This is a genomic window from Streptomyces sp. NPDC051907 (genome assembly GCF_040681075.1).
Taxonomy (GTDB): Bacteria; Actinomycetota; Actinomycetes; order Streptomycetales; family Streptomycetaceae; genus Streptomyces.
On the sequence record NZ_JBFAYB010000106.1, the window covers coordinates 1 to 18844 of the forward strand.

Genomic DNA, 18844 nt, shown 5'->3' on the forward strand with positions numbered 1-18844 from the left:
TTCTGGGCCAACCGCCGCGTCCAGACCTCCATGGGGCCCGTCGGCGTCCAGGACGCCTTCTTGGACACAGCGCAGCAGACGATGACGTATCTGCGTGAACGAGCTGAGGCCCGTTCGTCTTGAGTGAGCACACGTAAAGCGCCATAAGCCCAAGTGTGTTGGGACATGACCGTTCCAACACACAATCCTTACGGGTGTGTTGAACAGAAAACCACTGCTTTACGTAGGTATGGCCGCTAACGTGGCCGGATGGACGACGAAATCACGCCAGCGTCGGACCCGGCAGAACTGCGCCGGATAGCCCTGCAATGCGAGGCCGGACTGCGGGGACTGCACAAGCAGCTCCGTGGGACCGGATGCCAAGAGGCCAGCTTCGCCGCACTGGAGGGGGCGGACAAGGCGCTCGCCGCCGCCCGCGCCCTGGCCGCTGAGCCCACCCCCGTCACACCACGCCTACGAGCAGTGCCATCGGAGCTACTCGCCGCCGGGTAGCCTCCGCGCATGACCGAGCCCCAGAGGGACGCAGCGTGAGCGCCGACCCGCTGCGTCCCGACCGCTACCTCTGCCCCCAGTGCAAGCGCTGGCGCGGCGAGCACTTCAAGACCGGCGTCCTCGCCCGGCACAGTGCCGCCGAAGGCACCCGCTACGACCTCTGTATGGGCTCCCTGCGGCCGATCAAGGGACTCCCGACCCAACGCGGCGGAAGAGACCTCCCCACCCGCCACACGGCCCCCTACAGCCAACCCCCGCTGTTCGCCGACCCGTAGGCCCGCACCGAAGGTAGCCTCCCCGCCATGACCAAGCCTCAGAACCAGCCCGACCAGTACGAAGTCGTCATCCCCGACCACGTCATGGCCCAGGTGAAGGACCTGCCGCCCGAGGCGTACGACGAGCTGGCCGCCGCGATCGCCCAGATCAAGGAAGACCCCGACAGCGTCGGCCGCCCCATCGTCCCGTTCCCCGTCGACCACAGCGAGGGACGCGAGCCGGTCTACGTCCCGGCCGCCCGCTCCGTCAGCTACCTGCGCGGCGCGGTCGCCGACATCAGCCCGCCCACCGTGGCGGTCTTCGACCAGGAGCTGGCCGAGGACGTCACCGGCGACAGCCCCGACGTCAAGACCCGCGCCCTGCGCTCCTTCCTCCTGCGCTGGATCGAGTACATCGCGCTGACGGGCGACCCCGCCACCGGCCGCTACCTCGACGAGGCCGACACCCCCGACGAGTACGCCAGCCGGTTCGCCGAGACGATGGAGCGCATCCACCGGGAGCACTTCCCCGACGCCGACGGCCACTCCTTCGCCGTCCGCGTCAACCGCGACGGGTCCCAGTGGCGGGCGGTCTGCCCCGTCACCATGATCCGCGTGGACCGGCCGACCGAGGCTGAGGCCGAGCTGGCCCTCAGCATGGCGCTGCTGGAGCTGGTCACCGGCTACTGATCCACGCGGATCATCACAGCGGCCGCCCCCCGTGCGGGCGGCCGCCCCCGCGTAGGGCAGCACCCGCCAGCCGATCGCGCTACGGTGCCAAGATGGAGACCAAAGCCAACCCCGCCCCGAGGTGATCGCGGTGCCGCTGGTAGACCCGGACCGAGACGGCGAGGTGAAGGAGCGGCTGATGCCGGTGGACGCCGAGGGGCGTGCCAACGGCGCGACGGTCGTCGTCTACGATTCCGGCCTGGCGCAGCTCATCGCCTACTACGCACGCTGCTGCTTCTGCGCCGAGCGCCACCCGTTCTTCTCACCGTCCGACCGCGACGCCTGGGCCGAGGTGCACCGCGCCGACACCGGCCACGCCATGGAGCTGACCGTGGAGCCGTGGGACTTCCGGACCCCGCCCTGGGTGGCAGCGGACGGACTGCCGCTGACACCGCCCCGGAGCCTCGCATGAACTCGCCCTTCCCCACGCCCGAGAACGTCGTCGACGCCGACACCCTGGCCCTCGTCGAGCGCCGCCGCACGGAGCTGAAGGCCGGATGCCCCCGGCACCCCGACACCGAGCTCCTCTTCTGGAAGGAGCTGCTGATCGGCGCGGAGGGGGACATGAACCTGGCCGTGACGGCGATCTACTCCTGCGACGACATGCTCCACACGCACCTCGACACCGAGGCCGAGCCGAAGTACAAGCCCTCGCCGTTCTAGACCGTGGGCAGGGCGCGCCACAACGGCCCGGCGGCGGGCTGCCGCCCGGCCGGGGTGGCGTGCCGGAGGTAGACCCACGCCTTGGCCCCCGAGTGGAAGGCGACGGCCAGACCGTGGGGGATGGACGCCCGGCCGTTCCGCGACTGGAACAGGCCGACCGAGGCGATCTCCGCGGACCGGCCGGTGGTGATGCGCCAGGCCAGCCACCGCTCCACGGCCGCCAGCTCGGTCGGGCCCTCGGTCGGCAGCGCGACCGGCTCCCGCAACGGCAGCTCGCCCCCGTAGACCGGCGCGTCGGCGTCGGCCCGGCCGTTGCCCGGCGGTCCCGCGCCCACGGTCTGGAGGTAGACCACGGCCCCCGTCGGCAGCCACAGCTCCACCCCGAAGGGCGCGCCCGTGTACCCGGCGTCGGCGAAGGTCCGCGCCCGCACCTGTCCATCCGCGCAGATCCACTCCAGGAGCGCGTCAGCGAACCGTTTCGGCTGCATCCGCACGAAGCTACGGGTCACCACTGACAGAGGCGGATCACCCGGTTACGCGACAGTCGGTTAGCGCGTCGTTACCCTGTGGTGTTGTGGCCTCGCTCTCCGTGTTCGTCTCGCTCCTGACCCTCCTCGCGATCTGCCGCCTGACGCGGCTCGTCACCGAGGACACCATCACCAAGCCGATCCGGGACTGGGTGGAAATGAAGGCTGCCCCACGCCCCTCGACCCGGCCGCCCGGCCGGGCGGGCGACCGGGCGGCCGCCCGTGAGGCGGCTCGCGCCCGCCACAGCATCTCCGCCGCGATCACCGCCGCCGTCACACACCGTGAGACGGCTCACGAACGCGAAGCCCCCCGCGCCTGGCGCTACCTGGACAAGCTCCTCAACTGCCCCTGGTGCGCAGGCTTCTGGGTGTCGGCCGCCGTCTCCCTGGCCTACTTCCGCTGCTGGCTCGGCATCTGGCCCCACGACGCCGTCACCTGGTTCTCCTACCTGGTGGCCGTCTTCGCCTCCTCCTGGCTGACCGCGATCCTCGCGGACTGGCTCGACGCCGAACCCCCGCCCAAGGTCATCCAGCTCACGCCCTCCCACATGGACGTGACCCACCGCCAGGCTCCGTGACCGGTTAGGAGGCCCGCCGCCCATGCCCTTCTGGAGCATTCACCGCCGCCCCAAGTACGCCATCCGCCGCGACCGAAACGGCAAGGTCGTCTACGAGGGCCTCGCGGGCACCGCCGTCATGGCCTCCGCCGCCCTCGTCAGCAAGGAGCAGGTCCGCTCCGTCGTCGGCCGCAAGCAGGACTGGCAGCGCGACTCCTGGGACCTCTACGACACCGTCACCGAGCTGCGCTTCGGCGTCTCGTGGATCGCCAACGCCTGTAGCCGGGCACGCCTGTACGTCGGCAAGATCGACCAGGACGGCTCGTCCGAGCCCACCCCCGTCAAGGCGGAGACCGACGAGGGCGAGCCCGTCGACCTCCAGGCACTGGAGTTGCTGGCCCCCCTTGAGGAGCTGGCCGGGGGGCAGGTCGGCCAGTCGGAGATGCTGCGCCGCCTGGCCGTCCACCTCAACGTGCCGGGCGAGTCTTACCTGGTGGGCTTCGACGACCCCGACACCGGCGAGCGCCGATGGCTGGTGTGCTCCTCGGACGAGATCCAGTCCACCGGCGCAGGCGTGAAGATCGCCAGCCCGGACATGCCCAACGAGTTCATCGACATCGACCCCGAGCAGTCCACCATCCTGCGCATCTGGCGGCCCCACCCCCGCCAGGCGTACCTCGCCGACTCCCCGATCCTCGCCCTGCGCCAGCCGCTCCGCGAACTCGTCGACCTCTCCTCCCACATCACCGCCAGCGCGGAGTCCCGCCTGGCCGGTGCGGGCGTCCTGTTCGTCCCCGACGAGCTGACCACCCCCGCCCCCGAGCAGTCCGAGGGCGCGAACCCCATCCACGCAGATGCTTTTACGGCCGCCCTCATCGAGGCCATGGCCGCGCCCCTCAAGAACCGCGACAGCGCCAGCGCCGTGGTGCCGCTGGTCGTGCGCGGCCCGGCCGACAAGGGCAAGGAGATCAAGCACCTCTCCTTCAGCACCGCGCTGGACGAGAACGTGCAGGAGCTCCGCGAGTCCGCGATCCGCCGCGTCGCCACCGGGATGGACATGCCGCCCGAGGTGCTGACCGGCATGGGCGACTCCAACCACTGGTCCGCGTGGCAGGTGGAGGAGTCCGCGATCAAGCTCCACATCGAGCCGCTGCTCGGGCTGATCTGCGACAGCCTCACCACGAACTTCCTCCGGCCGGTCCTGAAGGCGCTGGGCCGCACCGACGGCGACAAGTACTGCATCTGGTACGACACCAGCGAGCTGACCATGCGGCCCAACCGGGCCCCCGAAGCGCTCGACGCCCACAAGCTGGGGCTCATCTCCGACGCCGCCGCCCGCCGCGAGCTGGGCTTCGCCGACGAGGACGCGCCCACCGCCGACGAGCGGATGCGCAACGTGATCACGGCCGTCATCACCAACGCGTCCAGCCTGGCCCCCTCGCTGCTCCCGTTCCTCGGGATCAAGATCCCGGAGACGGAGGCCGCCGAGGCCACCGCCGAGGCCGTGGTCGAGAACCCGGAGGCGGCCCTCCCCGGCGCAGCGCCCGCCAACGCGCTGCCCTCCGCGCCCAGCTCTCCCTCCGCCCGGCCGCCCGGCCGGGCGGGAGGCCAGCCCCCCGCCCGGGAGGGAAGCACGGGGAACCGGGGCCTCCCGACCCGAGGCGAACTGGAACGCGCCATGACCGCCAGCGCCGCACGCGAGAACGGCTGGCGCACCCGCTGCCTCGACATGGCCGTACGCCGCGCCCTCTCCCGCGCCGGTCAGTACCTCCTGCGCGCCACCCCCCGCGCCCAGCGCGCCCAGCTCCAGCAGATGGCCCCCGACGCCATCCACCTCACCCTCCACGCCGACCCCGCCCAGCTCGACGCCATGCTCCAGAACGCCTACACGGAGTTCCACGAGTCCACCCCCGACGAGCCCTGCCTCCACAAGGCAGTCGACCACTACGTCCGCGCCCTCCTCCTCGCCCGCGAGGAGCACCACCCGGGCTACCTCGAAAGGGCCATCATCCAGTTCGACTGCGACGGGGGGCTGGCGTATGCCGCGTCTCGATGACCCGTGGCTGTCCTCCCGCATGGCGGAGTACGCCGCCGTACGCCGCGCGGAGTCCGTCATGTACCCGGCCGTCCACGCCGCCTGCGAGGAGTTCCTGGGCCAGGTCCGCAACCGGCTCCTCGGCAAGGCCATGATCGCCGCAGCGTTCGACGTCCCCGACCGCCTCGCCTTCGCAGACGGCGAGGCCGACCCGCCCCCCGACGACTTCCCCGGCGACAACGCATGGCAGCGGGCCATCGACGACCACATCCGCCCCGCCGCACGCCGCCTGTTCGAAGGCGCGTACTACCGCATCGTCGCCGCCCGCGAATCTGCGCAGGCCAGACGCGACCGGTCCAACGAGTACCTGTCCGGCCTCGGCGAGCGCATGTCCGGCTTCCGCCTCTCCGTCTGGGAACGCCTCCGCCGGTTCTTCATCCGGGGCCCCCAGCCCGGCGAGACCCCCGCCCAGCTCCGCGCCCGCGTCGCCCAGCTCCTCTCCATGGAGGAGTGGGACGGCCAGGTCATGACCCTGACCCGCACCGAGACCATGACCGCCCTCAACGCCGGAGCCTTCGCCGGGGCGTTCGACGAGCAGGAGCGCACCGGCGAGGCGTGGGAGAAGCGCTGGCAGGCCACCGACGACCAGCGCGTACGCCACACCCACGCCGAAGCCGACGGCCAGATCCGCCCCCTCCACGACCCGTTCGAAGTCGGCGGCCACAAGCTCCAGTTCCCCGGCGACCCCCTCGGCCCGGCGGGGGAAGTGATCAACTGTCGGTGCGTGCTACCCGAGACGCGCGTTGCAGGTGCCGTAACGGCGGCCATGCGGCGGCAGTACGACGGGCCCGTGTTCAAGCTCAAGACCGCCTCGGGCCACGAGCTGACCACAACCCCGGAACACCCGGTACTCACACTGCGCGGATGGGTCCGCGCGGATGACCTCCAGCCAGGCGACCAGCTCGTCCGCGCAGGCCGCGAAGTCGAGCGGACACTTGGCGTGCCGCCAGGACCACAGGTAGGCGACCGGGAACCCACAGCGCAGCAGGTCTACGATGCGCTGGCGCTCGCGGCTCTTGTCGCTGATGGGCGACGTGGGCGGGCGGTGCACCTCAACGGCCAGGACCCCTCCGGCCAGCACGTCGACTGCGTAGTCTCCGCAGACGTACTCGCGCTCGGCGGTGACACCCCGGCGCTCCAGCTCCTCAGCGATCTCGGAGTTGCCCGCGCCGATCGCGAGCCGGGCCTTCCGGCCTACGGTCAGGGCCTCGGCGCTGCCCATCCTGAGCCGCTGAGCGGCGGACCTGTCGCGCGGCTGCACGCCGAGGTCGGCGAGGCACTGGTTGACCAGCTTCCGGCCGACGCCGAGTTCGGCGGCCACCGCCTTCACGGACATGGGCCGCTGGTACAGCTCCAGCACGCAGGCGGCCAGCTCGGCGCGCCGCTTCCGGTTGGCCAGGGTGTGGGCGGTGCCGCTGTCGCGGAGCTGCACCCCGGCCCGAGCGAACCGCGAGTAGATGGACTGCTCGTGGAGCCCGGTCTGCGCCGCTATCTCCGGGACGCCCATGGACTCGTACAGCTTGACCAGCTCTTGAGTGCTGATCCGGCCCCGTTCAGCGGTCACGTCTACGACCTCACATGCGTAACGAACAGTTACCTAGCGAACGGCTACATCGTACATAACTGCGCCGCCCGCTACGCCCCCGCCGCCGACCCCTCCCTCACCGCCTCCAGCACCCCAGGAGAGGACACCACCACGATGGCTACGCCCGTCACCACCGAGACTCCCGGCCCCGTCCAGGTGTCGCCGTCCGGCCGCTGGCGCGGCCGCCTCGGTTTCATGGACGAATGGTCCGCCGACCAGCGGATGCTCGTCAGCCCCGACACCGGCGTCCGCTCCCGCCCCCTCCCGCTCCCGCTCCTGGTCCAGGGCGCGCTCGCCGCCGGACACGACGGCGGCGAGCTCGGCGTCGGCGTCATCGACCGCATCTGGACCGAGGGCAACGCCGTCTGGGGCGAGGGCCGCTTCGACCTGGACGACCCGGTCGGCGCGAAGCTCGCCCGCAAGGTGGGCCTCGGGTTCATCCGCTTCGTGTCCCTGGACGTCGACGACGCCACCGCCCAGCAGGTCCTCGTCGACGCAGGGGGCAACGTCGTCCCCGACGGCGACCCCAACGACCGCTCCCTGGCCATCGGCGACGTGTACTCCGGGTGGCGCGTCATGGGCGCGACGCTCCTGGCGCACCCGGCCTTCCCCAACGCGGCCATCGCCCTGGCCGACGACAACGGCGAGACCCTGACCGCGTCCGCGTACGCGGAGGTCGTCGGCTGGAACCCGGAGTGGGGCTGCGTGAAGCCCGCCGGAGACGGCTGGGAGACCGCCGACTGCGAGGACCCCGACGCCGTCCCGGCCAACCCCCAGGGCGACGCCCCGTTCGACCCCGAGGGCCCGCCGACCGAGGCGGCCGAGGCTCCCTCTGAGGATCTGGCGGCGATCCCCGAGGCCCCCGGCGAGGAAGAGGAACCGCCGGAGGTCGAGGACCCGCCCAGCGACATCGCGGCCGACGAGGCGCAGGCGGTCGAAGAGCTGGACCCCGCCGCCGAGGGGTCGCCCGGCTGCGTCACCCAGAACGACGACGGCACCTGGGAGCCCGCCGACTGCGAGGCTCCGGGCGCGGTCCCCGCCAACGACGAGGGCACCGGGCCCGCCGACGCAGAGGTCACGCTCGCCGTCGCCGAGACCGAGGCCCCCCTGGCCCAGCCCACCCACGCCGGTCTCGTGATCAAGGCGCTGGACACCGGCCGCGTGCTCCTCATCCAGCGAGCCCTCGATCCCGAAGACCCGGCGTCGGGTCTCTGGGAGTTCCCCGGCGGCGGCATCGAAGACGGCGAGGACGCCCGCGCCGCCGCGTTCCGGGAGTTCGAAGAGGAGACCGGCGTCGCCCCGCCCGGCAACGCCGAGATCACCGAAGGCTGGACCAGCCCCAACGGCGTCTACACCACCAGCATCGGCCTGGTCCCGGTAGAAGCGGACGTGCCCATCAACCCCGAGGACCGCGAAAACCCGGACGGGCACGCGGAGACCGTGGCGTGGTGGGAGCTGGAGGCCCTGCCGGAGATGAACGCCCTGCGGCCCGAGGTCGCCGAGAACACCCCCTGGGACATGCTCGTCAGCGCCGGAGGCAGCGCGCCCGCCGACGGCGAGATGGCGTCTGTGCCCGAGGACTGCGAGCCGTGCCAGGCCGTGACGATCACCGCAGCCGCCACCGGCACCCTCGCCCCCGGCTGGACCCCGCCCGGCGACTGGTTCCAGCAGCCGACCGGCACCGGCGGCGCGCACTCCATCCGCGTGGATGTGGAGACCGGCCGGGTGTCCGGCTACCTCGCCTCCTGGGGCAGCTGCCACGTCGGCTACAAGAACCGCTGCGTCCCCCCGCCCCACTCCGTCACCGACTACGCCTACTTCAACATCCGGCCCGTCAAGACCAGCGACGGCACGGTGTACTGCGGACTCCTCACCATGGGCACCGGCCACGCCAGCCTCTCCGCCTCCGCTAACACGGCCCTCGCCCACTACGACAACACCGGCACCCAGGCCGCCGTCGTCCGCGTAGGCGAGGACAACCACGGCATCTGGGCTGTGGGCGCGGTCCTCCCGTTCCTGTCCGCGGAGGACCGCCTCCGCCTCTCCCTGGCCTCGTTCTCCGGGGACTGGCGCGAGGTGCGCGGCGGCGCGGAGCTGATCGCCGCGCTCGCCGTCAACAGCCCCGGCTTCCCCCTCGCCGCGAAGAAGACCGGCGCGGACAACCAGCCCTACGCGCTGGTCGCGGCCGGAGCCATCCCGCCCGCCCCGCCCGAGCCGAAGCCCGACGCCGGCACGAAGCTGCGGGAGGCGCATCTCACCATGACCGTGGACCTGGACGCCCTCACCGAGATGATCCTCCTCGGGCTGGACGAGCGGCAGGTGAAGCAGGAGCGGACCGCCGCCGCGACCGGCCGCCTGGCCGCGCTCCGCCAGGACCACACGACCCGCGCCGAAGCGAGCCGCGCCCGAAGGGTCGAGCTGGCGAGGGGGAAGGTGGTGCGAGTCCAGCGCCCAAAAGCAGGTGAGCCCCCGCTGGAGCTCGTCGGCCGGGGCGCATCCCTTCCCACCCCCTCCACCCAGGACATCGGGCTGGCCCGCAACTGGGTGGACGAGCAGGGCGGGCTGCCGCCGTACATCAAGCGGATCAGCAGGCACTTGGAAGAGAAGGGCATGGACACCGGGCGCGCCATCGCCACGGCGGTCAACGCCGCCAAGAAGATGTGCGCCAGTGGGGACCTGAACTGGCCCGGCATCCAGCAGGTGAACCCCGGCAGCAAGGCCGAGGCGTGCAGCGCCGTCGAGAAGTGGGAGGCGATGAAGGCCGCCGCGAGGGCCAGCTGATGGGCATGACCCGGAGCGACTTCCAGGCCATCGCCGGAGCGGTCGCCGAGACGAAGCGGTGGGCCGAAGGCGAGCAGGCGCTCGCCGCGCTGGAGGAGGCCGCTCGGCAGCTCGCTCGGGCCTGTGCCGGGCAGTACCAGGGAACCCTCGGCTTCAACAGGCCCCGCTTCATGGAGGCTTGCGGGTTCCCCGAGGCCCGCTGACGAGACCTGCGGGGACCGGCCGAGGCTCCGGTCCCCGCAGCCGGACGAGGAGAGGAGACGGGGATGGCGAAGGGCGGCAAGGTCAAGGCGCCGCCGGTGGGCAGGGGCCGGAAGGCACGCCCTCCGCAGCCGGAACCGGCCGAAGACGGCACAGGGCCGAACGACGAGAGCACGGAACCGGTGGCGGTCGCGGAGCTGCGCGAACTGCCCCGGCACCCCAAGCCCCCCGGGGGCAGACGCGGACCCGACGGCGACCGCCCGGCCAGCGCCCTGCGGGAGAGGCCGCTCGGGGACACCGAGCCAGCCTGAAGAGACGGACAAGGAAAGTGGGAGACACAGATGGCGAGCACCAGCGACGAAGTGAAACCGCTGGACGTGGACAAGGGCAACCTCATCCCGAGGCAGTACAGCGGCGACCTCCGCTCGTTCGTGATGGTCGACGCGGAGATGCGGCCCATCGCGGAGGGCGTCAAGTTCAGCGACGGCCGGGTGGTCGTCTCGCGCAAGGGCGGCCGGGTGGAGGAGCGGTACGCCGATATCGCCACCCTGGTCGAGGAGTGGCACGGCCGGGGGATGCTGCTCTGGTGCGCCGACTCTCCCGAACCGGCCCTGGCCCCACGCAGGTTCATCTTCAAGCGGGCGGTGGACTCCACCGGCTTCTCCGGCCCCGGCATCGCCCTGGAGGGGGTGCGCTTCTCCCACGGCGGGGTGCGCCTCATGTGGCTGGGGGAGCTGCGGTCGCTCGTCGAGTGGGCCTCCATCGAGGAGGCCATCACCACCCACGGTCACTCCGGGGACACCGTCATCCACTGGCTTGACCAGCGTCGGAGCTGACACGACGAGCCCCCCGGCTTCGGGGGCCGGGGGGTGCGCCGAACAGGCCCGCGCGCAGCGGCTAAAAGACCTGCCGTCTCCGGCTGTGCACGAACGCGTACGCAAGGTTAGCGGCCCAGACGAGGACGGAAGGGCCGAACGGACCGAAGCGCGGAACGACGCGCGGAGGCGGCCAGGCGGCGCGAGGCGCGGCAGGCCGCGACAGAGAGGGAGTGATCGTCATCGGATGCAACTGCGGAGGACGCCGGGGGCAGCAGGCCGCCGCCGCCATCGCCGCCGGGAACGGGGTGGCCGCCGTGTGGAGGCTGACCCACCCCAACGGCTCCACGGTGGACTACTGGGACAAGGGCGACGCCGACAAGGCGCACGCGGGGCTGCTCGCCAAGGAGACCACCGAGGCCGCCGCCGCCGGGCGCGGCGCCCGGCCGGTGCTCCTGGACCGCGTGGACTCGCGCACGGGGATGGTCCTGACCTGATGGTCTGGTGGGTGTGGCTGGCGGGTGCGGTGCTCATGGCCGCGCTCGGGCCTTCGCCGCGCTGGCTCGCCGCCGAGTTCATGGAGGAGGGCGGCGGCGATCTGCGCGAATGGAAGCGCTGGGCGATGTGGGGCGCGCAGGCCGCGCTCTGGCCCGCCGCTCTGTGCTGGTACGCACGCCAGGCCATGTACGAACGCTGACACGCCGAGGCCCCGTCCACGTGGACGGGGCCTCGGCGCGGCGGGGGCGGGCGTCAGTACATCACCGCCGTCCGCCCGTAGTGCTCGGCGCGGTAGGCGCGGTCGCATGTGATGCAGTGCTGCTCCGCGTGGCCGGGCTCCCCAGTGTCGAACACCGCCGGGTCGCCGGTCGCCCCGCAGTACGCGATGCAGGGCGCGTACTCGTCCCGGATGTGGGCCGTCGTGCCCTTCTGGAGGTACGTCGCGCGGGGCAGGCGGTCGAAGCCGTCGCCGTTGCTGCCCAGGAACTGGCGGATCAGGTACTCCCCGGCCTCGTCGTCCGTGGGGAAGATCGGCAGGGGGAGCGTGCCAGCGGAGATCACGGTCCAGCCGCTCACGTCACGGAGCACGTGCGCCCACGCCCACTGCTCCTCGCCCCGCAGGAGCGTGAAGCGATGGCCGGGGGTGCGGCCCTGCCCGGCGAACGGGTTGACGATGTGGTCCGGCCGCTGGATCAGCTGGCTGGTCAGCTCGGGCAGCTCGGCGATGGCGGTGAGGACTGTCTTCTTGGTCATGCGGCGGGTGTCCTATCTGCGCGGTTGGATCAGGAGGGTTCGGTCGGTCGGGGTCTCACTCAGGGGGCGGTGTCCTCGCGCCACCAGCGCTGCGCCGTCTCCACGCTCGTGTACTCCATGTGCTTCGCGCGGCCTTGCTCCCGGCCCAGCGCCGTCCACTCCGCCCGAGGCCGCCCCACGATGACGCCGTACGCGGTCATCTCCGCCAGCAGCTCTCGCAGCGTGCCGAGGTGAACGGCCCGGCCCACGTGCCCGTTGGGCAGGGGCAGGCGGTACCGATCGGCGATCCGGTGGGCGATGAGGTGCTCGGACCAGGGGACCTCGTTCACCCCGAAGGGGTCGGGATTGTCGGGGCCGGTGTAGGGGTTGGGCTCCCGGGGGCCCACGGCGGCGAGCACGTCGTCTCGCGTGGGCCGGTAGGGGAGGTCGGGTCGCGTCATGCGGTCGCTTCCTGTCTGCGGGGATCAGGCCCCCGGCCGGGCGGCCGGGGGCGAAGCGGGCGGGGTTCAGCCCTTAAGCTCGCGGAGCCACTGTTCGTGGGCTTCCTCCTCGGCCAGGCTCTCCCACTGCCAGTCGGGCTCGTCCGTGCGAGTCCAGGCGTCGTCGGCGGAGGTGCGGGTCCAGTCGACGGCGGTCCGCGTGATGAGCCGGTGGTGCCGGGAGCCGTCGGCCAGGCGCGCGATCGCCTCCGCGGTCGCGCCTTCCACCCGGCCGTTCTCGGTCAGAGCGCTGACGAGCTGCTGGACGGCGCTCTCCAGGCGGAGGATGCGCTGGTTCTGGAGGCGGATGACCTCTCGCGCCTCTTCGGGAATGTCGTGCATGCTGATCTCGACGCGCATCGGATGTCTCCTTCGTAGCTTGGGGGCCGGGCCCCCGGGGGCGGTGGTTCAGGACTTGCGGTAGTTGACGACCTGGAGCGTGACGCCCTCGGTGAGCAGCGCCCGGCAGATGTCGCCCCGGCACCAGATCTTCTCGGTCTCGTACTCGGCGAGGAACTGGCAGCGCTTCGCGTCGTGGGACATGGGGCTGAGCTGGCTGGCGAGCATGTAGGCCAGCGTCGGGGTGGACCAGTCGGAGCGGAACAGCTCCTCGAACAGGGCGTCGTCGGGCCGGTTCCAGTAGGCGTAGAGCAGCGGGTCCGGGGTGGTCATTGATGGCTCCCTGTCCGGTGGGCTGGGGGCGCGGCCCCCTGGTGCGACACAAGATTAGCGCATGCTGGCCGGGGATGCAAACCCTATGTCTCATCATGGGGGTGATCTGCGCGGATAGACCCTTGATCCGACACGCATCGTGAGCATTCAGCTACGCTGAGTGCCATCGCTCTGCTGGTTGATGGGCCGAGGGCACGGATCGAGATACCCGAGAGGGTGTGCCCACGCCGTGAGCTTCCTCACCGATCTCCTCGGCCGCCTCGCAGAGGTGCCCGCCGAGGACCAGCCCGCAGTCATCCAGCAGGTCATCTCCGAGACCCCGAACGTCAACGCCAGCGAACTCAGCGCTGCCGTCCTGGAGATGTTCGACTCCCTCACCGAGGGCGACGCCCCCGCCACCGACGAGACCCTGAGCACCCTGGAGACGCTGGCCCGCGTCGCCGACGGCATCGGCGTCATCAACGCCGCAGCCGAGGAGCGATCGGCCCGCGCCGCAGAAATCGGCGACCGCCTCCGCTCCCTGGCCCAGCCCGCAGAAGGCGGCGGCGCCGACGGGGAAGGCGGAGGAGGCGAAGAGCCCGCCGCAGAAGTCATCCCCGCCGAGGAGCCCGCCGAGGAAGAGACGCCGGGGGCCGACGACGCCGCCGCCGACCAGCCCGAGGGTGCCGGAGCCGACGCCCCGAAGGAACTGGTGGCAGCCAACGTGAAGAAGAACAGCCGCGTCCCGCTGGGCGGGCGCAACAGCGCGCTCCCGGCAGAGCAGAACGGCGGCGGCAGCAAGCCCTTCGCCAACTTCAGCCTCGTCGCCGCCGCCGACGTCCCCGAGTTCTCCACCGGCCAGCAGCTCAACGGCGTCGCCGACCTGGCCCGCGCGTGGGAAGCCCGCATGGGCCCCATGATCACCGGCAACGTCAACTCCGGCCGCGACGGCGAGCGGACCCGCGTCGGCCTGGCGCGGATCAAGCGCAACGTCCCCGAAGAGTTCATGATCCGCGACGACTCCGAGGCCGAGGAGAAGATCGCCAACGCGACCGACGAGACCCGCCTCCCGGGCGGAAGCCTCGTCGCGGCGGCCGGATGGTGCGCCCCCTCCGAGCAGCTCTACGACCTCTGCCCCATCCGCATGACCCCGGAAGGCCTCATCGACCTGCCCTCGGTCACCGCGCGCCGAGGCGGCATCCGCTACCCGGCCGACTTCGACTGGTCGGCGATCTGGGGCAGCACCGGCTTCTACCTCACCGAGACCGAGGCCATCGCCGGAGTCGAGAAGACCTGCGCCACGGTCCCGTGCCCGACCGAGTTCGAAGAGTGCCGCATGGACGTCAGCGGCATGTGCATCAGGACCCCGATCCTGATGGAGCGCGGCTGGCCGGAGCGCGTCGAGCAGTTCATGCAGGGCTCGCTCCTCATCCACACGCACAAGATGAACGCCCGCAAGCTCGCCAAGATGGAGGCCCTGTCCACGGCGATCAGCTTCTCCGCCGCCCCCACCCCCAACCCGGCCGCGTCCGTCACGGACCACCACGGCCCCGGCGCGGTCGAGAGCCTGCTCTCCATCCTGGAGCTCCAGGCCCAGCACCAGCGCTACCGCGAGCGCCTGTCGCAGAACGCCACGCTGGAGCTGGTCGCCCCCTACTGGATGCGCGGCATCCTCAAGTCCGACCTCCGCAAGAAGCTCGGCATCGACAACCGCTGGAACGTCACCGACTCCATGATCGACGGCTACCTCCGGGCGGTCGGCGTCTCCCCGCAGTACGTCTACGACTGGCAGGACGCCCTCGCCTCCGGCGTCTCCACCGACTTCGGCGGCGACGTGCCCACCCAGTGGCCCGAGAGCGTCAAGTTCCTGCTCTACCCCGCAGGAACGTTCTTCCAGCTCCAGGCCGACGTCATCAACCTGGACGGCGTCTACGACCACGCCTCGCTGATCCAGAACGTCTACACCGCCCTCTTCACCGAGGAGGGCTGGCAGGTCTGCACGCGCTGCGGCACGAGCTACGTCGTCACCGTCAACCTCTGCCCGAACGGCCTCTCCGGCAGCCACCAGGCGGTCAACTGCTGATCCGCGCAGACGGCCGGGGCTCCACCCCAGTCGCCCGGCCCGCCGCTCCCCCTGGCGGGTCGGGCTCCCCACCCGGAGCCCCGGCCGCCCGCCCCTGATCGCCCCTGACGCAACGGAGACGCCGTGTCTACACCCACCCCAGGCAGGACCTGGGTGGACTCCGCTCCGCCCATCGAGCCGTACCGGTACGGCCTGTTCTCCGTCGCCTCCTTCCAGGACGGCGTCGGGCCGTGGCAGGCACGCGGAGTCGAGTACTTCACCGACGCCTGCGCTCAGGGCGGCTACGTCATCGGCTCGTGCCCCGCACCGGTCGGCGACGACGGAGACACCACCCACGACAAGCCCCTCGCCCAGGGCCCGTACCTGGCGGAGGGCTCCGACCCGTTCACCGTCTACGCCCGGTCCGAGTGCAACGCGGTCGGCTTCGAGGACCCGGTGGGCGACGCCCGCCGCCGCCTCGGGCTGATCGAGGAGCGCGAGGCGGAGGAGTTCTTCTCCGCCCACGTCCTCGGCGCGGAGGACCCCGTCCTCCCCAACGACGACGACGCCCTCACGCTCAAGCGGGCGGTCGGCGTCCTGGAGCAGCACGCCGCCCGCAACTACGGCGGCGCGCCCACGCTCCATACCCCCCGCTGGACCAACCCCTACTTCAACGACCGCCGCCTGCTTGAGGACCCGGACGTCACCGGCGCCCCGCTGCTCACGCGGCTCGGTTCAAGGGTCGTGTTCGGCGGCAGCTACCTGGACGACCCCTTCACGCCCGACACCCCGGCCGCCGCCGACACCTTCTGGCTCGTGGCCACGGGGTCGGTCCGCGGATGGCGGTCGGACGCTTTCGTGAACGAGACCTTCACCCCCGAGACCAACCTGCGGATGGCTCTGGCCGAGCGGACGTACGCGCTGGACGCGGACTGCTACCGGGCGGCGGTGCTGGTGACCGTGGGAGGCGAGGACTGATGTACCTCCTGATCTACCCCGATGGCGATGTGACCCTGGCTGATCTGGCTCGGGCGGCGCTCGCCGAGTGCGGGTCGGAGAACGTCTCCGTCGTCTCCGGCATGGGCACGCAGGTGATCCGCGTGCCCGAGGGCTGCGCGGATCGGGTCATGCGGCGCGCTGGCCTGGTGTCCGACGACGAGCCCGAGCCGCCTCACGCTCCGCCCCAGGACCCGAGCGGCCCGGAGCTGACACCCACCCCCAAGTCCGCGTCGGCACCGGCGGAGGCAGGCGAGAGCCCTGGTGCCGACGCGCCCACGTCCGACGCCGACAACGACGGCGACGACGGTGACGAACCTCTGCCCGGCCGCCCGGCCGGGCGGGCGGCCGACCGGACGGCCAAGAAGACCAGCGCCCGGCGCACCGGCTCGCGCCGCAAGGAGGGATGAGCACAGTGACCACCACCTGCCCCAGCTTCCTGCGCGGCACCGCGATGCGAGTGACGCGCCTGGACTCCTGTGGCCGACCGATCTACGGGGATGGGAACCAGGTCGTCAGCGACGGGTTCGTCACCGTGTCCCTCTCTGCCGAAGTGCAGGAGGGCGAGTCGATCACGGTCACCAAGGCCAACGGCAAGATCTGCGTGAACGAGGCCAGCGACGATCAGCTCAACTGGTACGCCAGCGAGATCGAGTTCTGCTCCGTCGACCCCGACCTGATCCAGATCATGAACCCCGGCTGGGACAAGGTCCTGGACGCCGAGGGCAACGTGATCGGCTTCAACGCCAACGGCACCCTCTCCGGTGACACCGGCTTCTCTCTCGAAGTCTGGATGGACACCTACGGCGCATCCGACGCGTGCTCCGGCGAGACCGCACAGGGCTCGTGGGGGTACATCCTGCTGCCGTGGATGCGCGGCGGCGCACCCGGCGACATCGAGATCGGCAACGACGCCATCTCCTTCAGCTTCGCCGGGCGGACCAAGGTCGGCTCCCGCTGGCGTCGCGGCCCGTACCCGGTCCAGGTGCAGGAGAACGGCGCGCCCGGCCCGCTGCTCCAGCCCATCGGCGACAACACCCACTACAGGCTGTTCGTCACCACCATCCGGCCGCCGGAGCCGGAGTGCGGCGCGCAGCCGGTCGACCGCCCGACCCCGGAGGTCGCGGAGCTCATCGTGTCCGGCGTCCCGGGCGAGTCGCCGCGCAACACCGTGCGGCTCAGGGCCGACAACCACGGCTTCGGCCCGGTCCTCATCGACTGGGGCGACGAGTCCGACGAGACCACGGCGGCGGACGGCGCGTACGTCACGCACACCTACGAGGACGACGGCGAGTACACGATCATCGTCCGGGACCAGGAGACCCCGGCCATCGTCGTCGAGCGCGACGTGACCGTCCCGCTCCCCGCCGACGAGCCGACGCTCAGCCTGGCCGCGACCGACGTCGCGAACCGGTACGTCGTCACCGCCACGATCACCCTCCCGTCGCACTCCAGCGGCGAGGGGACCATCGACTGGGGCGACGGCTCCGACCCGCAGGCCGTCACCGCTGGCGTGGACGGCACGGCCACCGTGTCCCACACCTACACGTCCTCGGGCGTCTACTCGGTCACGGTCCGCCGCGCCGACATCACCACCTACCGCGCCCGCGCGGCAGTGGCCGTGCCGGTCCAGGCCGCCCCGACCGCGTCCGCCGCCGAGGACGTCACCGACGCGACCGGCAAGACCGCCGCGCTCACCTGGAACAACGGCGCCAACGGCCCGGTCACCATCGTCTGGGGCGACGGCACCGCCAACACGGACGGCGCGGCCACCGGCACCGTGTCCCACGCCTACGTCGCGAACGGCTCCAAGACGGTGACCGTGATCAGCAAGGCGAACACGGCCGCCCGCAAGGCCGTCACCTTCACGATCCCGTTCCCGTAAGCCCGCTCGCCCGCCCGGCCACCCGGCCGGGCGGGCAGGCGGAACCCTGCCCGCCGCCCTCCAGCGCCTCACGCACTGCGGGGGCGGCGATTCCCTTTCCTCCCCCCTGAACCCCCGGTGCCCGTGAACTCCCACTCGCGGGCACCGGGCCACCACAATCCGACAGGAGGCAGCCGCAATGGCTGATACCGGAGGCATCAACATCACCGTCACTCCCGAGACGGCAAGCCAGGTCGCCCAGCGGCTCGTCTGCTGGGACCGGGAGAGCGGCGTACGCATGCAGTCCATCGAGTACCGGACGGACGGCAACCGGCCCTACTTCCGCGTCCCGGCCGGGATCTGCGTGGATCGGGGCGCGCTGGCCCTGACCCCCGGCGGGACGGCCGTCACCTGCCCGGCCAGCGGGACCCCGACCCAGATCACCCCGACCCTCGCCGAGGTCGGCGGAGTCAACGCCAACTCGTGCACGGAGATCCCCGTGCCGACCAGCCTCGCCGTCTCCGGCACCCCGACCACCACCGTGATCGCCGTGCAGTGGGCCGCGCCCGCCACCGGCGCGACCCCGACCGGCTACCGGCTGGCCTACCGGGCGGACGGCTCGTCCGGCGCGTGGTCCTACAAGGACGTGGGCGCGGGCGTCCTGACCACCAGCGTCACCGGCCTCACCGTCAACACCGCCTACGACTTCAAGGTCCAGGCCAAGCAGGGCACCTACTGGTCGCCCTACACCTCCGACGTGACCATCAGCACGGCCGCCTCCTGACGGACCGCTGCCCGACCGTTGACCGCCCTTCCGGGCGGGCGGCCCCCGGCTGCCCGCC

23 protein-coding genes are annotated in these 18844 nt (G+C 71.7%); 18 read left to right on the forward strand and 5 right to left on the reverse strand.

What is annotated here, in order from left to right; all coding sequences use genetic code 11:
* The first annotated feature begins 249 nt into the window (after positions 1 to 249).
* From AB0M39_RS35085 to AB0M39_RS35105, 5 genes are all read left to right on the forward strand, one after another.
* Positions 250 to 492 carry a hypothetical protein gene (locus AB0M39_RS35085; RefSeq protein ID WP_365371102.1) on the forward strand — a complete coding sequence of 81 codons (243 nt, stop codon included), beginning with the start codon at positions 250 to 252 and terminating at the stop codon, positions 490 to 492.
* A 35-nt stretch (positions 493 to 527) separates the two neighbouring features.
* A complete protein-coding gene (locus tag AB0M39_RS35090; RefSeq protein WP_365371105.1) occupies positions 528 to 767 on the forward strand; it encodes a hypothetical protein in 240 nt (79 codons plus the stop codon).
* Between the two features lie 27 nt (positions 768 to 794).
* Positions 795 to 1436 (forward strand): hypothetical protein, encoded by a 642-nt coding sequence (locus AB0M39_RS35095; protein ID WP_365371108.1) that lies wholly within the window; start codon positions 795 to 797, stop codon positions 1434 to 1436.
* A gap of 130 nt (positions 1437 to 1566) precedes the next feature.
* The gene (locus AB0M39_RS35100; protein ID WP_365371111.1) at positions 1567 to 1887 is read left to right on the forward strand and encodes a hypothetical protein; all 321 of its coding nucleotides are present in this window, start codon (positions 1567 to 1569) and stop codon (positions 1885 to 1887) included.
* Positions 1884 to 2138 (forward strand): hypothetical protein, encoded by a 255-nt coding sequence (locus AB0M39_RS35105; protein WP_365371113.1) that lies wholly within the window; start codon positions 1884 to 1886, stop codon positions 2136 to 2138. The genes AB0M39_RS35100 and AB0M39_RS35105 overlap by 4 nt, the downstream gene beginning before the upstream one ends.
* On the opposite strand, the gene AB0M39_RS35110 is transcribed toward AB0M39_RS35105, so the two are convergent.
* Entirely contained in the window at positions 2135 to 2626 is a 492-nt protein-coding gene (locus AB0M39_RS35110) for a hypothetical protein (protein WP_365371116.1), read from the reverse strand. The two genes, AB0M39_RS35105 and AB0M39_RS35110, sit on opposite strands and share 4 nt — an antisense overlap.
* Positions 2627 to 2712: 86 nt before the next feature.
* Between AB0M39_RS35110 and AB0M39_RS35115 the strand changes: the two genes are divergently transcribed.
* The 8 genes from AB0M39_RS35115 (at position 2713) to AB0M39_RS35150 (ending at position 11396) form a co-directional block, all read left to right on the forward strand.
* A complete protein-coding gene (locus AB0M39_RS35115) occupies positions 2713 to 3243 on the forward strand; it encodes a DUF1360 domain-containing protein (protein WP_365371118.1) in 531 nt (176 codons plus the stop codon).
* A gap of 22 nt (positions 3244 to 3265) precedes the next feature.
* The gene (locus AB0M39_RS35120; RefSeq protein ID WP_365371120.1) at positions 3266 to 5278 is read left to right on the forward strand and encodes a hypothetical protein; all 2013 of its coding nucleotides are present in this window, start codon (positions 3266 to 3268) and stop codon (positions 5276 to 5278) included.
* Positions 5262 to 9683, forward strand: a complete 4422-nt coding sequence (locus tag AB0M39_RS35125) for an NUDIX domain-containing protein (RefSeq protein ID WP_365371122.1) — start codon at positions 5262 to 5264, stop codon at positions 9681 to 9683. The genes AB0M39_RS35120 and AB0M39_RS35125 overlap by 17 nt, the downstream gene beginning before the upstream one ends.
* A gap of 5 nt (positions 9684 to 9688) precedes the next feature.
* Positions 9689 to 9886: a hypothetical protein gene (locus tag AB0M39_RS35130; protein WP_365371125.1), complete on the forward strand. Its 198-nt coding sequence runs from the start codon at positions 9689 to 9691 to the stop codon at positions 9884 to 9886.
* A 63-nt stretch (positions 9887 to 9949) separates the two neighbouring features.
* Positions 9950 to 10195 carry a hypothetical protein gene (locus AB0M39_RS35135; protein WP_365371127.1) on the forward strand — a complete coding sequence of 82 codons (246 nt, stop codon included), beginning with the start codon at positions 9950 to 9952 and terminating at the stop codon, positions 10193 to 10195.
* A gap of 30 nt (positions 10196 to 10225) precedes the next feature.
* Positions 10226 to 10720 (forward strand): hypothetical protein, encoded by a 495-nt coding sequence (locus tag AB0M39_RS35140; RefSeq protein WP_365371130.1) that lies wholly within the window; start codon positions 10226 to 10228, stop codon positions 10718 to 10720.
* A gap of 212 nt (positions 10721 to 10932) precedes the next feature.
* Entirely contained in the window at positions 10933 to 11196 is a 264-nt protein-coding gene (locus AB0M39_RS35145; protein WP_365371133.1) for a hypothetical protein, read from the forward strand.
* The gene (locus AB0M39_RS35150) at positions 11196 to 11396 is read left to right on the forward strand and encodes a hypothetical protein (RefSeq protein WP_365371136.1); all 201 of its coding nucleotides are present in this window, start codon (positions 11196 to 11198) and stop codon (positions 11394 to 11396) included. The genes AB0M39_RS35145 and AB0M39_RS35150 overlap by 1 nt, the downstream gene beginning before the upstream one ends.
* Before the next feature lie 53 nt (positions 11397 to 11449).
* Here the strand turns inward: AB0M39_RS35150 and AB0M39_RS35155 are convergent, their stop codons facing one another.
* From AB0M39_RS35155 to AB0M39_RS35170, 4 genes are all read right to left on the reverse strand, one after another.
* Positions 11450 to 11950 carry a hypothetical protein gene (locus AB0M39_RS35155; protein ID WP_365371139.1) on the reverse strand — a complete coding sequence of 167 codons (501 nt, stop codon included), beginning with the start codon at positions 11948 to 11950 and terminating at the stop codon, positions 11450 to 11452.
* A 59-nt stretch (positions 11951 to 12009) separates the two neighbouring features.
* Positions 12010 to 12390, reverse strand: coding sequence for a hypothetical protein (locus AB0M39_RS35160; RefSeq protein ID WP_365371142.1), 381 nt, complete (start codon positions 12388 to 12390; stop codon positions 12010 to 12012).
* 66 nt (positions 12391 to 12456) lie between these two features.
* Positions 12457 to 12789, reverse strand: a complete 333-nt coding sequence (locus AB0M39_RS35165) for a hypothetical protein (RefSeq protein ID WP_365371144.1) — start codon at positions 12787 to 12789, stop codon at positions 12457 to 12459.
* Between the two features lie 48 nt (positions 12790 to 12837).
* Positions 12838 to 13101: a hypothetical protein gene (locus AB0M39_RS35170; RefSeq protein ID WP_365371147.1), complete on the reverse strand. Its 264-nt coding sequence runs from the start codon at positions 13099 to 13101 to the stop codon at positions 12838 to 12840.
* 229 nt (positions 13102 to 13330) lie between these two features.
* Between AB0M39_RS35170 and AB0M39_RS35175 the strand changes: the two genes are divergently transcribed.
* The 5 genes from AB0M39_RS35175 to AB0M39_RS35195 all read left to right on the forward strand — a co-directional run bounded on the left by AB0M39_RS35175 (position 13331) and on the right by AB0M39_RS35195 (position 18786).
* Entirely contained in the window at positions 13331 to 15163 is a 1833-nt protein-coding gene (locus AB0M39_RS35175; RefSeq protein ID WP_365371149.1) for a major capsid protein, read from the forward strand.
* A 123-nt stretch (positions 15164 to 15286) separates the two neighbouring features.
* Positions 15287 to 16120, forward strand: a complete 834-nt coding sequence (locus AB0M39_RS35180) for a hypothetical protein (protein ID WP_365371152.1) — start codon at positions 15287 to 15289, stop codon at positions 16118 to 16120.
* Entirely contained in the window at positions 16120 to 16548 is a 429-nt protein-coding gene (locus AB0M39_RS35185; protein WP_365371155.1) for a hypothetical protein, read from the forward strand. The genes AB0M39_RS35180 and AB0M39_RS35185 overlap by 1 nt, the downstream gene beginning before the upstream one ends.
* Entirely contained in the window at positions 16545 to 18023 is a 1479-nt protein-coding gene (locus AB0M39_RS35190; protein ID WP_365371158.1) for a hypothetical protein, read from the forward strand. The genes AB0M39_RS35185 and AB0M39_RS35190 overlap by 4 nt, the downstream gene beginning before the upstream one ends.
* A 178-nt stretch (positions 18024 to 18201) precedes the next feature.
* Positions 18202 to 18786 carry a fibronectin type III domain-containing protein gene (locus AB0M39_RS35195; RefSeq protein ID WP_365371160.1) on the forward strand — a complete coding sequence of 195 codons (585 nt, stop codon included), beginning with the start codon at positions 18202 to 18204 and terminating at the stop codon, positions 18784 to 18786.
* The last annotated feature ends 58 nt before the right edge of the window (positions 18787 to 18844 follow it).